Origin of the sequence: Afifella aestuarii, from assembly GCF_004023665.1 — a bacterium.
Taxonomy (GTDB): Bacteria; Pseudomonadota; Alphaproteobacteria; order Rhizobiales; family Afifellaceae; genus Afifella; species Afifella aestuarii.
In genome coordinates this window covers 501,316-514,486 of record NZ_SAUF01000001.1, presented here as the reverse complement: position 1 = coordinate 514,486, position 13,171 = coordinate 501,316, and the positions used below count along the sequence as shown (strand labels likewise).

Annotated in this window: 14 protein-coding genes; 8 read left to right on the top strand and 6 right to left on the bottom strand. The window is 64.3% G+C overall.

All coding sequences use genetic code 11. From position 1 onward, the window contains the following. Nucleotides 1-73: 73 nt before the first annotated feature. Nucleotides 74-997: a polyprenyl synthetase family protein gene (locus EO094_RS02375; protein ID WP_128290734.1), complete on the bottom strand. Its 924-nt coding sequence runs from the start codon at nt 995-997 to the stop codon at nt 74-76. A gap of 52 nt (nt 998-1,049) precedes the next feature. Between EO094_RS02375 and mtgA the strand changes: the two genes are divergently transcribed. From mtgA to EO094_RS02360, 3 genes are all read left to right on the top strand, one after another. Continuing rightward, on the top strand, nt 1,050-1,790 hold the full coding sequence (gene mtgA, locus EO094_RS02370; RefSeq protein ID WP_128290733.1) for a monofunctional biosynthetic peptidoglycan transglycosylase: 741 nt from the start codon (nt 1,050-1,052) through the stop codon (nt 1,788-1,790). Between the two features lie 133 nt (nt 1,791-1,923). Further along, nucleotides 1,924-2,109, top strand: coding sequence for a 50S ribosomal protein L32 (rpmF, locus tag EO094_RS02365; RefSeq protein ID WP_128290732.1), 186 nt, complete (start codon nt 1,924-1,926; stop codon nt 2,107-2,109). Between the two features lie 234 nt (nt 2,110-2,343). Further along, nucleotides 2,344-4,062: a diguanylate cyclase domain-containing protein gene (locus EO094_RS02360; RefSeq protein ID WP_128290731.1), complete on the top strand. Its 1,719-nt coding sequence runs from the start codon at nt 2,344-2,346 to the stop codon at nt 4,060-4,062. A gap of 150 nt (nt 4,063-4,212) precedes the next feature. On the opposite strand, the gene phaR is transcribed toward EO094_RS02360, so the two are convergent. Further along, nucleotides 4,213-4,794 carry a polyhydroxyalkanoate synthesis repressor PhaR gene (gene phaR, locus EO094_RS02355; protein ID WP_128290730.1) on the bottom strand — a complete coding sequence of 194 codons (582 nt, stop codon included), beginning with the start codon at nt 4,792-4,794 and terminating at the stop codon, nt 4,213-4,215. Between the two features lie 278 nt (nt 4,795-5,072). Between phaR and EO094_RS02350 the strand changes: the two genes are divergently transcribed. From EO094_RS02350 to yddG, 4 genes are all read left to right on the top strand, one after another. Beyond that, nucleotides 5,073-6,248: an acetyl-CoA C-acetyltransferase gene (locus EO094_RS02350; protein ID WP_128290729.1), complete on the top strand. Its 1,176-nt coding sequence runs from the start codon at nt 5,073-5,075 to the stop codon at nt 6,246-6,248. Nucleotides 6,249-6,484: 236 nt separating this feature from the next. Beyond that, on the top strand, nt 6,485-7,210 hold the full coding sequence (phbB, locus tag EO094_RS02345) for an acetoacetyl-CoA reductase (RefSeq protein ID WP_128290728.1): 726 nt from the start codon (nt 6,485-6,487) through the stop codon (nt 7,208-7,210). A gap of 72 nt (nt 7,211-7,282) precedes the next feature. Further along, nucleotides 7,283-8,224 carry a YihY/virulence factor BrkB family protein gene (locus EO094_RS02340; protein WP_128290727.1) on the top strand — a complete coding sequence of 314 codons (942 nt, stop codon included), beginning with the start codon at nt 7,283-7,285 and terminating at the stop codon, nt 8,222-8,224. An 11-nt stretch (nt 8,225-8,235) separates the two neighbouring features. Continuing rightward, on the top strand, nt 8,236-9,150 hold the full coding sequence (gene yddG, locus EO094_RS02335) for an aromatic amino acid exporter YddG (RefSeq protein WP_281275221.1): 915 nt from the start codon (nt 8,236-8,238) through the stop codon (nt 9,148-9,150). Here yddG and EO094_RS02330 read toward each other — a convergent pair. Together EO094_RS02330 and gloB are read right to left on the bottom strand one after the other, a co-directional pair. Next, nucleotides 9,099-9,530: a cupin domain-containing protein gene (locus EO094_RS02330; protein WP_128291773.1), complete on the bottom strand. Its 432-nt coding sequence runs from the start codon at nt 9,528-9,530 to the stop codon at nt 9,099-9,101. The two genes, yddG and EO094_RS02330, sit on opposite strands and share 52 nt — an antisense overlap. 46 nt (nt 9,531-9,576) lie before the next feature. After that, a complete protein-coding gene (gloB, locus tag EO094_RS02325) occupies nt 9,577-10,347 on the bottom strand; it encodes a hydroxyacylglutathione hydrolase (protein WP_128290726.1) in 771 nt (256 codons plus the stop codon). A 182-nt stretch (nt 10,348-10,529) separates the two neighbouring features. Between gloB and EO094_RS02320 the strand changes: the two genes are divergently transcribed. Continuing rightward, nucleotides 10,530-11,270: a class I SAM-dependent methyltransferase gene (locus tag EO094_RS02320; RefSeq protein WP_234630395.1), complete on the top strand. Its 741-nt coding sequence runs from the start codon at nt 10,530-10,532 to the stop codon at nt 11,268-11,270. A gap of 20 nt (nt 11,271-11,290) precedes the next feature. On the opposite strand, the gene metW is transcribed toward EO094_RS02320, so the two are convergent. Together metW and metX are read right to left on the bottom strand one after the other, a co-directional pair. After that, a complete protein-coding gene (gene metW / locus EO094_RS02315) occupies nt 11,291-11,929 on the bottom strand; it encodes a methionine biosynthesis protein MetW (RefSeq protein WP_370642436.1) in 639 nt (212 codons plus the stop codon). Then, entirely contained in the window at nt 11,926-13,098 is a 1,173-nt protein-coding gene (metX, locus tag EO094_RS02310; protein WP_128290724.1) for a homoserine O-acetyltransferase MetX, read from the bottom strand. The genes metW and metX overlap by 4 nt, the downstream gene beginning before the upstream one ends. Nucleotides 13,099-13,171: the final 73 nt, after the last annotated feature.

The window sequence follows — 13,171 nt, the reverse complement described above, 5'->3', positions numbered from 1 at the left end:
TCCCGGCCAAGCGCGCACAGAAGCGCACCGGGCGACCGCAAGAGGCCGCCTCCGGCGTCGAACGAGAAGCGGCTCAGTGGCTGCGCTGGGCGATGAAGCGGGCGGCCGCCACGAGGGTTTCGCCGCGTTCGCCGTAGCGGCGCATCATCGTCTCCGCCTCGGCGATGGTGGCATCGAGAAGCCGGCGGGCTTCCTCCGCACCCAGAAGATGCACGAGCGTCGCCTTGCCGGCCGCCTCGTCCTTGCCCGTCGCCTTGCCGGCCTCCTCGCTCGTCGATTGCTTGTCGATGAGATCATCGGCGATCTGGAAGGCAAGGCCGAGCGCCGCCCCGAAATCGCGCGCCACGGCGCGATCCTCCTCGCCCGCCCCGGCGAGGCAGGCCCCCATCTCGCAGGAGACGGCGATGAGCGCCCCGGTCTTCATGGCCTGCAGATTGCGCACCTGATCGGCGGTCAGCGTCGCATGCTCGGCGGCGAGATCGAGCATCTGACCGCCCGCCATGCCGCCCGCCCCGGTCGCCTTCGCAAGCATCAAGACGAGTTCCGAGCGCACCATGGCGTCCGGATGCGTCTCGGGCTCGGCGAGAAGCTGGAACGACAACGTCAGAAGCGTGTCGCCCGCGAGAATGGCCGTCGCCTCGTCGAAGGCGCGATGCACCGTCGGCAGACCGCGACGAAGGTCGTCATTGTCCATCGCCGGCAGATCGTCGTGGATGAGCGAATAGGTGTGCAGGCATTCGACCGCCGCACCGGCCCTGAGACATTCATCATCGCGGCCGAAGAGCCGTGCCGTCTCGGCTAGCAGGAAGGGACGAAGCCGCTTGCCGCCGGCAAGAAGCGCATGGCGCATGGCGGCGACCAGGCGCTCCGGCGCGGTCCCGACGGCGTCGAGGCGCTCGGGCTGAAGCACGGCGTCGAGCTCGCCGTTGAGGCGCTCGACAAACGCCGTGTGGAGCGGAAGAAAGCGGCTTGGATTTGCTGATGTTGTGATTGTCATGATTTTGCAGCAAGCAGGACGGTGAGGACGGCGGAGAGATCAGTTGCAGGCAATGGCGGAAGAAAGCAACGCGACAGCACCTCGCGGCCCCGAGCCGGAGGAGGAGCGCCCACGCAAGCGGCGCCGATCTTGGTTTCGCCGTCTCGTCCTGGCGTTCCTCCTTGTTCTTATACTGCCGCTGCTTCTCATTCCGATCTATTCCATCGTCAACCCGCCGGTGACGACACTGATGCTGGTCAAACGCCTGGGCGGCGCGCCAATTGAACGCAGCTGGGTTACCCTCGACGACATCTCCCCCAATCTGGTCAACGCGGTGGTGATGGCCGAGGACGCAAAGTTCTGCCGCCATCACGGCATCGATCTCGGCGAATTGCGGGCTGCTTGGCGCGAAGCGCAAAAAGGCGGCGAAATGCGCGGTGCGAGCACCATCACCATGCAGACGGTCAAGAACCTGTTTTTGTGGCCGAGCCGCTCTTACGTCCGCAAGGCGGTGGAATTTCCACTGGCGCTTTATGCCGACCTCGTCCTGTCGAAGCGGCGGATTCTGGAAATCTACCTGAACGTCGTCGAATGGGATCGCGGCATCTACGGCGCCGAGGCCGCGGCCCAGCATTATTTCAACCGCCCTGCGGCGAACCTCACACGAGCCGAAGGCGCGCGTCTCGCCGCGACCCTGCCGGCCCCGGACCTGCGCAACCCGGCCAATCCCGGCCCGGTGACGCGCGATCTCGCCAGGCTCTTTGCCCGTCGCGCCGCCGCGGCCGGGCCGCATATCGACTGCCTGAAGAAGTAGTTGCGTGCTATTTTCATCGAACCGCTGGCCAAAACGCCTTTGAGGGGTTATATGGCCGCCAAACGTCGAGCCTGCATGTCGCGGGCCGTCCGGCTATGGGCGTTGCCCGCTAAATCCATTCACGGAGCTTGAGATGGCTGTTCCGAAAAGAAAAACCACGCCGATGAAGCGCGGCTTCCGGCGTTCCGCAGACGGGCTGAAGCAGCCCGCCTATGTCGAAGACAAGGATTCCGGCGAACTTCGCCGCCCGCATCATATCGACCTGAAGTCCGGCAAGTATCGCGGACGTCAGGTCCTCGAGCCGAAGGCATCCGTCTAACGGTTCGATTTCGGGCTCAAAGCTCGGAAGTTTTGTAAAGGCCGGCCTCGCGCCGGCCTTTTCGCGTTCGGGCCAGCCTGTCTCGGGACGCAGGCGTCGCCGAAACTCTGCCGCCTGCGACCCTCCGCCTCATGCCGGGGAACGAGACAGAACAATCCGGTTACGTTTCTTAACCGGCGATTTATCCGGTTCTGCCACAATTGCCTCTGGTCGCGGGGGAAAGGGCCGGCGGGATTGGCAAAACGCAGCACGAAGAATGTCGCGGGTTCGCGTGGCGACTACGTGCCGGATACGACGCCGGTGGTGGCCGCCCCGTCCGCGTCTCAGCATCCCGCAGCCGGCGCCACCGCACAGGCGATCCTCACCGAAATCGGCGAAACCGTCTACGAGTGGGATCTCGCCACCGATAAGCTTCGCTGGGCGAGCAATGCGGCCGGCGCCCTCGGCATTCCCAATCTCCGCAAGATCGAAAGCGGCCGCGACTTCGAGACCCTCGTCGATCCCGACAGTCTGATGAACCGCACCCAGGCGGTGCGCCACGCAATCGCCGTCGATTACGGTGACGGCGTGCCTTACGAAGTCACCTACGCCCTGCGCGTCGGCAGCGAAGGCAACAAGCGAAAAATCTGGGTCCGCGACCGCGGCCGCTGGTACGGCAATCACGAAGGCGAACCGGTTCTCGCCCGTGGCGCGGTCCGCGTGCAACCGGCCGGCCCCGGCGATCCGCAACAAGCCGAAAGGCCGCGCTTCTTCAAGGAGCGCGCCAATTTTCTCAGGCTTTTGGAAGACACGCTCGCCGTCTCCCAGCACTACGCCGTCCCCTTCATCCTCGCCGTCGTCTCGATCGACAATCTGAAGCTGGCGGCCGAGACCTACGGGCCGCAGATCATCGACCCGATCCTGCAGGAATTCTCCACCACGATCGAAAAGACCGTGCGCGACACCGATGTGGTCGGCGAACTCGCCGAGGGCGAGATCGGCATCATCTTGAACCGCATCGACCCGCAGGAGGCGGAGACGGCCGTTCAGCGCATCGCCGAGCGCATGATGACGGTCACCGTCCCGCTGCGCGACCGCGTCGTCGTGCCGGTCGTCTCGGTCGGCGCACTCGTCGTCTCCGGCACCGAAGCCGACAGCATGCGCGATTGCCTCGACGCCGTCCGCCGTGCGCTGATCCGCGCCCAGAAGGCAGGCGGCGGCCACCTCGTCATCGATAGGGTCGACGAGCCCGGCGCGGGCGAGCCCCAGAAGGCCCGGGAAGACGATGTCGACGAGCTCTTGCGCACTGTGCGCGAAGGCCGCCTCATCCTGTCCCAGATTCCCGTTCGCGAGGCTGAGACCGGCAAGACGGTCTTTCTGCATCTCGCACCGCATCTTTTGAACGAGGACGGAGACCTCGTCCCCGCCGGCAAGGCCGTCGACCGCGCCGAAGGACTGGGCTTCGCGCAGCTCGTCGACATGCGGCTTCTCTATCTGACGCGCGAACGCCTCGCGGCGGCGCCCAAACAGCGTTTCTGCCTCGGAGTCTCCACCGGCGCGTTGTTGAACGAAGTCTGGCTCGCCAATCTGGAGCGCATCCTGCGCGAGACGTCGGGCGCCCCGGACCGCCTCATCATCGCGGTACCGTTCGACACGCTGCTCGCCCGCGGCGACGAGGCCGCAGAACTCGTGGAGAGCGTGCGCAGCCTGGGCGCGAAGCTCGCCGTGCGTCGTTTCGACGGCCGGTTCTGGGATGCGCGGCCTTTAGGGCAGATGGGCCTCGAATTTCTCGAGCTTGAGCTGGCCCAACTGCGCATGGAGGAGGCGGAGGCCGAAGATCGCGCCTGGACGAGCACGGCCGATCTTGTCGCCGCGATGGGGCTGAAGGCCCTCGTATCCGGCACCTCCTCCACAGAGGAAGAGGCGCGCCTGGCAAAAGCCGGCTTCCCCCTCATCGAAAAGAAGCCGGCCTGATCTCGCCAGGTTGATCCCGCCGCGCTGAGGTGAGCGAGACGATTTCGCCCGGTTGATTTTGTCGGGCGTTCTTCGAAGAGCCGGCCAGTCAAAGAGCGGGCTGCAGTCGCAGTTCCCGATCCGATCAGGATCTCGCGCCGCAACAAACTCCTATTGCTTGCGCTCGCTCGCGATCGTCTCGATGGTGCGCTGCATCTCGCGAAGCTGCTCGCGCAAAGCCTCGATCTCTTCCGCCTGACCTTCCGCCGTTCGCGGCGCCGAACGCGTGCCCGCAGCGGAACCCGCCTGCGGGAAGGGGGTGAACATGCGCATCGCCTCGGTGAACATATCCATGTTGCGCCGCGCCTGCTCCTCCATCGCACCGAAAGCGTCGCCCTTGAGCGCACGGCTCATCTGGTCGCGCAGCTTGTCCTGATTGCGGCTGAAGGCCGACAGCGAGGTTTCGAGATAGGTGGGCAGGAAGGTCTGCATGCTGTCGCCGTAATACCGGATCAGCTGACGCAGAAAGGCGATCGGCAGAAGATGCTGTCCCTTGTTTTCCTGCTCGAAGATGATCTGGCCGAGGACACCGCGTGTAATGTCCTCTCCGGTCTTGGCATCGGTGACAGTAAAATCTTCGCCGGCTTTCACCATCTCGGCGAGATCTTCCAACGTCACATAGGTCGAGGTGCCTGTGTGGTAGAGACGCCGATTGGCGTATTTCTTGATAACGGTTGGGGTCTCTTGGCTCATGCAGTGCTGGTTTCCGCTTTGGAACTCATTCGCCTTCAGAGGGCAGGATAACGGGAAATAGGCAGTCGTTGCCAATTCTTTTTGCACCGCCCAACAGCGCGAAGGCCACGCTTTGCCTGAAATCCCCACCCTTTTGCGCAAAAACCCAGCTCTACCCCTCGTTGACAGCCCGGCCCGCCGCGCTCTTTAACTTTGTATTGGCGGGCCGACGAATGCTGCTTTTTTTGCCTTAGCGATCGACAATCGCCCCACGAACAGGCCCGAAAGAGGAGGAGCTTTTGCCCAATATCGTTATTGCGAGTGCTGCACGCACCCCGGTTGCATCCTTCAACGGCGCCTTTGCGAGCGTGCCGGCGCACGATCTCGGCGCGGTGGCCATCAAAGGCGCGCTGGACCGTGCCGGCGTGTCGCCGGAGGAAGTGACGGAAGTCATCCTGGGTCAGATCCTCACCGCGGCCCAGGGCCAGAACCCGGCCCGGCAGGCCGCCATGGCCGCCGGCTGCCCGAAAGAGACGACCGCCTGGGGGATCAATCAGCTCTGCGGCTCCGGCCTGCGCGCCGTCGCGCTCGGCATGCAGCAGATCGCCCAGGGCGATGCCGACATCATCGTGGCCGGCGGCCAGGAATCCATGTCGATGGCCCCGCATGCGGCCTATCTTCGGCAGGGCGTGAAGATGGGCGACTACAAGATGGTCGATACCATGCTGAGGGACGGGCTCCTAGATGCCTTCAACGGCTACCATATGGGCGTGACGGCCGAGAACGTCGCCCGTCAGTGGCAGATCACCCGCGAACAGCAGGACAGTTTCGCCGTCGCCTCGCAGAACAAGGCCGAAGCCGCGCAGAAGGCCGGCCGCTTCAAGGACGAGATCGTCCCCGTCACCGTGAAGGGCCGCAAGGGCGATACGGTGGTCGAGGACGACGAATATATCCGCGCCGGAACCACGATCGAGAAGGTCTCCGCCCTGCGTCCGGCCTTCGACAAGGAAGGCTCCGTCACCGCAGGCAATGCCTCGGGCATCAACGACGGCGCGGCAGCCGCCGTCATCATGACGGCCGAAATGGCGGAAAAGCGGGGCATCGAGCCGCTTGCCCGCATCGTCTCCTGGGCAACCGCGGGCGTCGATCCGGCCGTGATGGGCACGGGACCGATCCCCGCCTCCCGCAAGGCGCTTGAGAAGGCCGGCTGGACCATCGACGACCTCGAGCTCATCGAAGCCAACGAGGCCTTTGCCGCGCAGGCCTGTGCGGTCAACAAGGATCTCGGCTGGAACACGGAGATCGTCAACGTCAATGGCGGCGCCATCGCCATCGGCCATCCGGTCGGCGCCTCCGGCGCGCGGGTTTTGACGACGCTTCTCTTCGAGATGCAGCGCCGCGGCGTCAAAAAGGGGCTCGCCACGTTGTGTATCGGCGGCGGCATGGGCGTCGCCATGTGCGTAGAGCGCCCCTAAGCCCCGTCACGCCTACCGTGCATTCGCCGGGGGGCGGTCGCGCAATTGCGCTGGTGACGGAGGCGCCGCTTCGGCGTCTCCGACGGCACCCCTTTGGCCTGAGCTATTCTTCCGGCCGAGAAATTTTCACGCGCGATATGCATGAATGCCCTTGCTCAACGCAAGGTTTTCGTCATCCTGGTCACATGCAGGGACGGTAACGAGCTCCTTGAGGAGCCACTGACGGGGGGAAATACATGGCACGGACTGCACTGGTCACAGGCGGAACCCGCGGCATCGGCGCCGCCATTGCAAAGGCTCTGAAAGAGGCCGGCTATCAAGTTGCAGCAAATTATTGCGGCAATGACGAAAAGGCTGCCGCCTTCAAGGAAGAGACCGGCATTCCCGTCTACAAATGGGACGTGTCCAACGAAGAAGCCTGCGCCCAGGGCGTGCGCCAGGTCGAAGAAGACCTCGGCCCCGTCGACATTCTCGTCAACAATGCCGGCATCACCCGCGATTCCATGTTTCACAAAATGACGGGCGAGCAGTGGCACAAGGTGATCGAGACCAATCTCGGCTCGCTCTTCAACATGTCGCGCCCGGTCTGGGACGGGATGCGTGAGCGCGGCTTTGGCCGCATCATCAACATCTCGTCGATCAACGGCCAGCGCGGCCAGATCGGCCAGGTGAATTATTCCGCCTCCAAGGCGGGCGAACTCGGCTTCACCAAGGCGCTCGCCCAGGAAGGCGCTCGCAAGGGCATCACCGTCAACGCCATCACCCCGGGCTACATCGCCACCGAGATGATCAAGGCCGTCCCTCAGGAAGTGATGGACAAGCGGATTTTGCCGCAGATCCCCATCGGCCGCCTCGGAGAACCTGAGGAAGTCGGCCGCATCGTGGTCTTTCTCGCCTCCGATGACGCCGGCTTCATCACCGGCTCCACCTTGACGGCCAACGGCGGCCAGTACATGCCCTGATAGATCGGCTGCAGACGGCAAGGGCATGCGGTCGTTTCTGTCTCACGACCGGGCCCTTGCTGATAGGCGATCATGGCATTTGGCGACAGCGAGGAGATCTGGCCCGTTCGTCTGGTCCGGCTGATCTGGCGCGCCTTGCGCTTCCTCTGGCGCGTCAATATCAACGCCATCTCCGGGCTGTTGCGCCATGACGGCATCATGCTGGCGAGCGCCATCGCCTTTTCGCTGATCTTCGCGCTTTTTCCGTTTCTCCTGTTCCTGATCGCGCTTGCCGGCGTCTTCGGCGGCCCGGAACTTGCCGATTATCTCACCCGCGAAGCCTTCCACGTCATGCCCGAGCACATGGTGAGAACCATCGAGCCGGAGGTGAACCGCGTCCTCGACAGCCGCAATGGCGGCCTCATCACCATCGGCCTTCTCGTCACGCTCGTCTCCATCACCGGCGCCGTGGAGGCCGTGCGCGAAGCCCTCAACAAGGCCTATCGCTGTTCCGATCAGCGCAATTTCCTGCATCGCTATGGCGGCAGCGTCATCTTCGTCTTCCTCGGCATGGCGTTTTTGATCATCGTCTCGGCGCTCGGCGTCGCCCTGCCGATCTGGCTTGCCGTCGTGCGCGCCTATTTCCCCGACCAGGCGCTCTATCAGGAGATGATCTCCGCCGGCGGCCGCGTGATCCTCTTCCTGGTCATGGTCGCGATGCTGACCTCGGTGCACATCTTCCTGCCGGCGAACCACCGCCGCGTGCGCGTCCTGGCCTCGGGCGTCATCCTGACCGTCGCTCTGTGGTGGGTGGCCGGACGCATCTTCTCCTTCTACATCTCCGTCTTCGCCAATTATTCCGCCACCTATGCCGGCCTCGGCGGCATCGTGGCGCTGATGTTCTTCCTCTATATCCAGGCGCTCATCTTCCAGTACGGTGCGGAGCTCAACCGTGCCATCGACGACGAGATCACCAATCGCAAGGAAACCTGGATGATGCGCCACCAACTGAAATTGCCCTTCGGTCGGCGTTGAGGAGCTGCCGCGTGAGCCGTTCTCTCGCCACCGCGCTCGGCACGACTGCGATCTTGATGTGGGCGCTGCTTGCTCTCTTCACCGCCGCAAGCGGCGAGGTTCCACCCTTCCAGCTCGCCGCCCTCACCTTCACGGTCGGCACCGCGATCGGCTTCATCTGGCTTTGGGCCAAGGGGCGGTTTCATGAACTGCGGCAGCCGCTCTCCGTCTGGGTCTTCGGCACGGTCGGCCTCTTCGGCTATCACGCGCTCTATTTCACCGCGCTCAGAAACGCCCCGCCGGTGGAAGCGGGCCTTATCGCCTATCTCTGGCCGCTTCTGATCGTCGTCTTTTCGGCGCTTCTGCCGGGCGAGAAACTGCGCTGGTATCATCTCGTGGGCGCGCTTCTCGGCCTCTCCGGCACGGTTCTCATCGTCACCCGGGGCGAGAGCCTGAGTTTTGATCCGCGCTACACGCTCGGCTATGTCGCAGCACTTGGCTGCGCCCTCACCTGGTCGAGCTATTCCGTCGTCTCGCGCCGCCTCGCCTCGGTGCCGACCGGCATCGTCGCCGGCTATTGCGGCACGACGGCGATCGGCGCGGCGATCGCGCATCTTCTTTTCGAGACGACGGTGTGGCCGGCAGACGGGGGCGAATGGCTCGCCGTCCTCGGCCTCGGCCTGATGCCCGTCGGCGCGGCCTTCTATGTCTGGGACATCGGCGTCAAACGCGGCGACATCCAGCTCCTCGGCGTGACGAGCTATGCCGCACCGCTTCTTTCCACGATCATCCTGATTGCAGCCGGCTATGGCGTACTGACGCCGCAGATCGCCGTCGCCGCACTCCTCATCACCGGCGGCGCACTTCTTGCCGCAAGAGGCGGGCGCCTCTCGCGTCAGAGACCGGGCTCGAAGCCTGCTTCCGCCAGCTCGAACGCCTCGAACTGAAAGCCCGGCGCCACGCTGCAGCCGACGAGCGTCCAGGCGCCGAGGCTTTCCGCCGCCTGCCAGGCAAAGGCAGGCACCACGCATTGCGGCCGTTCACCGGCGGCAAGATCGGGACCGAGGAGATGCCGGCGCCGCGCCATCCCCTCTTCGGCGATCTCGAGAGCGAGCGGCGCTCCGGCGTAATAATGCCAGGCCTCGCTCGCATCGATCCGGTGCCAGTGCGAGCGCTCGCCTTCGGCCAGAAGAAAATAGATGAGCGTGCCGGCGGCCCGCCCGCCGGCCTCCCTCTCATCTCGGAAAGTCTCCAGAAAATGCCCGCCCTCCGGATGCGGCGTGAGCTTGAGGAGAGCAATCACCTCTTCCGCGCTCAGGCTTTCCATCCGGCCGCCGGCCCGGTCTTCTCCCGGCATCGTTTCCGCCCGTCGCTCAGAAATTGTCCTTGCGCTTGCGCGTCTCGGCAAAGACCGCGACAGGCTCCTCGCCTTCCATACCGAGCGCCTGCTGAAATGCCGGATCATCGGCACGCAGGAACGGATTGGTCGCCTTTTCCAGCGCGATCGTCGTCGGCAGCGTCGCATGGCCGTCCTGGCGCAGCCCTTCGACTTCCTTCTTGCGCTCGGCAAGCTTTTCATTGTCGGGATCGACGCTGACGGCGAATTCAGCGTTGGCGAGCGTATATTCGTGACCGCAATAGACGACGGTCTCGTCCGGCAGCGCGCGCAGCTTCTGCAGCGAATTCCACATCTGCTCGGCCGATCCTTCGAAGACCCGTCCGCAGCCGAGCGCGAACAGCGTGTCGCCGGCGAAGGCGACGCCGTCCTCGGTGAAATAATAGGCGAGATGGTCGAGCGTATGTCCGGGCGTCTCCAAAACCTGGATGGTGCGGCCGGCCCATTTGAACGTCTCGCCGTCCTCCACCGTCTTGTCGTAGAGGCCGGTCGCGGCCGCACTCTTGCGCGGACCGATGGTGCGCGCGGAAAACGTCTCGCGCAGCGCCGGCACGCCCTCGATATGGTCGAAATGCTTGTGGGTCACGAAAATATCTGTGAGCACCCAGCCGCGCGCCTGCAGCGCCTCGATGATGGGATCGGCTTCGGGCGCATCGATGGCCGCCGTCGCCCCCGAATCAGGGTCATGCACCAGCACGGCGTAATTGTCCGAACGGGCCGGAAACTGAACGATTTCGAGTGCCGCCAAGGCCTTCTCCTTCTCGATTGGGTTGCGCTGGACGCTCGGTGTTGGCGTTAGGTGTTGGCGTGCGGCCAGTATAGGGCGATATTTCCCGCCATGAAGCCGTGAGCAAGGCATGCTAGACGATGGGGCGCAGTTGGGTCCCAGTGCCACGGCGCTGACGGAGGAAGGTCTGGCAGGTTCACGTGATGCATCTTGACGTCGTCGATCTGCGCGAATTCTACGCAAGCCTTCTCGGCAGAATGGTGACGCGGCATGTGCGCGACAGCATGCACCGGCTGATCAATGTCGGACCGAGCGATCGCGTCCTCGGCCTTGGCTTCGCCACCCCCTATCTCGGCCCGCAGCTCGGCCGGGCCGAACGCGTCTTCGCCTTCATGCCGGCGCCGCAGGGTGTCATGGAATGGCCCTGCGCCAGCCGCTCTGCGACGGCTCTCGTGGAGGAGACCTGTCTGCCTCTGCCCGATGCCGCCATCGATCTTGCGATTCTCGTCCATGCGCTCGAAACCTCGTCGCAACCGCCGGAATTGATGGCGGAGCTGCGCCGCGTTCTCACCAACAACGGCCGCGTCTTCATCGTCGTTCCCAATCGCCAGGGGGCCTGGGCGCGCGTCGAGACCTCACCCTTCGGCTATGGCCGCCCCTATTCGCGCAGCCAGCTGAAGTCTCTCCTGCAGGAGACGGGCTTCAACGTCACCGCCTGGACGACCGCGCTCCATATGTGGCCGACGCAAAGCCGCTCGCTCCTCAGCCTGTCGCCCGCCATCGAAAAGCTCGGCCGCAATCTCTGGCCGGCGTTTTCCGGCGTCACCTGCGTCTATGCGCAAAAGGTGGTGATGCCGGCGACGACAGTGAAGGCGAAACGGGCGTTCCGTCCGGCGCTGAAGCCGGCGCTTCAGCCGGGCGTCGGCATGATCGACGCGACCTGAGGCCGGTCCTCGCGAAGGATCTAACCGCGGCTCAGAACGAACACGGCCTGCTCGCCGAAGAGGTTCCAGATCGTCCAGGGAGCCGTCTGCGTCATCCGCTTGCCTTCCCCATAGAGGCAGACCGCATCCTCGATCGTGGCATCGATCTCGCCCGTCAGGGTCAAAAAGTCCTTGATCGTGCAGAAATGGATGTTCGGCGTGTCGTACCAGCTATAGGGCAGGTTGGAGGTGATCGGCATGCGCCCCCAGACCATGAACTGGCTGCGGATGCGCCAATTGCCGAAGTTCGGGAACGACACGATCGCCCGCCGGCCGATACGCAGAAGATTCTCCACGACCGTGCGCGGATTGCGCGTCGCCTGCAGCGTCTGGCTCAGAATGGCAAAATCGAAGGCACCGTCCGGATAGGTTTCGAGATCGCGGTCCGCATCGCCCTGGATGACGGAAAGACCCTCGGCCACCGCCTGGTTCACGCCCCTTTGCGACAATTCGATGCCGCGCCCGTCGACGCCCTTTTCCTGGGCGAGGAGCTTCAGAAGCGCCCCGTCGCCGCAGCCGACATCGAGCACGCGCGACCCCGGACTGACGAAGCCGGCGATGACACGCAGATCGACGCGGTCCGGATCGGCCGCCATCGTCGCCAATTGCATCTCGCTCATTCCGCCAGCCCCCTGACACGTGCCGCACCGCGCAGAAAGCCCGAGACGGTGCGAAACAGCTCCGGTTCGTCGAGCAGGAAGGCGTCGTGGCCGCGATCCGTCTCCACCTCCACGAAGGAGACATTGGCGCCCGACGCATTGAGCGAATGCACGATCGAACGGTTCTCGGCCGTCGGAAACAGCCAGTCGCTGCTGAAGGAGATCACGCAAAAGCGCGACGTGGCCCCCCGAAAGGCATCCGCCAGCCGCCCGCGGAAATCCTTGGCCAGATCGAAATAATCCATCGCCCGCGTCAGGTAGAGATAGGAGTTCGCGTCGAAGCGCTCCACGAACGTCATCCCCTGATGGCGCAGATAGGATTCGATCTGGAAATCGGCGTCGAAACCGAAGGTCAGCGCCTCGCGGTCCTGCAGATGCCGGCCGAATTTGTGGTGCAGCGCGCTCTCCGACAGATAGGTGATGTGCGCCGCCATGCGCGCCACGGCGAGGCCTTTCGCCGGCCGCTTGCCGAGCATCAGATATTTGCCGCCGCACCAATCGGGATCGGCCATCACCGCCTGCCGGCCGACTTCGTTGAAGCCGATATTCTGCGAGGTGTGGCGCGGCGCGGTCGCGATCGGGATCGCGGCGAAGACGCGCTCGGGATAGCTGACGGCCCATTGCAGAACCTGCATGCCGCCCATCGAGCCGCCGACGACCGCAAAGAGTTTCTCGATGCCGAGCTCGTCGACGAGACGCGCCTGCGCCCGCACCATGTCGCGCACCGTGATGACCGGCAGATCGAGGGCATAGGGCTCGCCGCTCGCGGGGTTCGACGACGCCGGTCCCGTCGATCCCATGCAGCCGCCGAGCACATTGGCGCAGATGACGAAATAGCGGTCCGTATCGATCGGCCGGCCCGGCCCCACCATCAGCGACCACCAGCCGGCCTTGCCGGTCACCGGATGCTCGTTGGCGACATGTTGATCGCCGGTCAGCGCATGGCAGACCAGGATGGCATTCGATTTGTCTTCGTTGAGTGTTCCGTAGACCTGATAGGCGATCTGAAAGCTCGGCAGCGCATCGCCGCCGTCGAGCGCAAGCGTCTCCGCAAAACCCATGCAGAGGCTTGAAGGGCAATCCACCTGCCGGGCAGCGGCGGTGGCATGATTTGGCACACCGGCATCCATTGCGACGTTCCTTCGGTGGTTGAGCGGCTTAGGAAGCGAGCTTCGCGCCTGTCAATCTTTTCTTTGCGTCCAG

Bases quoted from the DNA above. Each gene is read 5' to 3' on its own strand.
- EO094_RS02375 (WP_128290734.1), bottom strand. From the start codon at position 997: ATGACAATCACAACATCAGCAAATCCAAGCCGCTTTCTTCCGCTCCAC.
- mtgA (WP_128290733.1), top strand. From the start codon at position 1,050: ATGGCGGAAGAAAGCAACGCGACAGCACCTCGCGGCCCCGAGCCGGAG.
- rpmF (WP_128290732.1), top strand. From the start codon at position 1,924: ATGGCTGTTCCGAAAAGAAAAACCACGCCGATGAAGCGCGGCTTCCGG.
- phaR (WP_128290730.1), bottom strand. From the start codon at position 4,794: ATGAGCCAAGAGACCCCAACCGTTATCAAGAAATACGCCAATCGGCGT.
- phbB (WP_128290728.1), top strand. From the start codon at position 6,485: ATGGCACGGACTGCACTGGTCACAGGCGGAACCCGCGGCATCGGCGCC.
- EO094_RS02340 (WP_128290727.1), top strand. From the start codon at position 7,283: ATGGCATTTGGCGACAGCGAGGAGATCTGGCCCGTTCGTCTGGTCCGG.
- EO094_RS02330 (WP_128291773.1), bottom strand. From the start codon at position 9,530: ATGGAAAGCCTGAGCGCGGAAGAGGTGATTGCTCTCCTCAAGCTCACG.
- EO094_RS02320 (WP_234630395.1), top strand. From the start codon at position 10,530: ATGCATCTTGACGTCGTCGATCTGCGCGAATTCTACGCAAGCCTTCTC.
- metW (WP_370642436.1), bottom strand. From the start codon at position 11,929: ATGAGCGAGATGCAATTGGCGACGATGGCGGCCGATCCGGACCGCGTC.
- metX (WP_128290724.1), bottom strand. From the start codon at position 13,098: ATGGATGCCGGTGTGCCAAATCATGCCACCGCCGCTGCCCGGCAGGTG.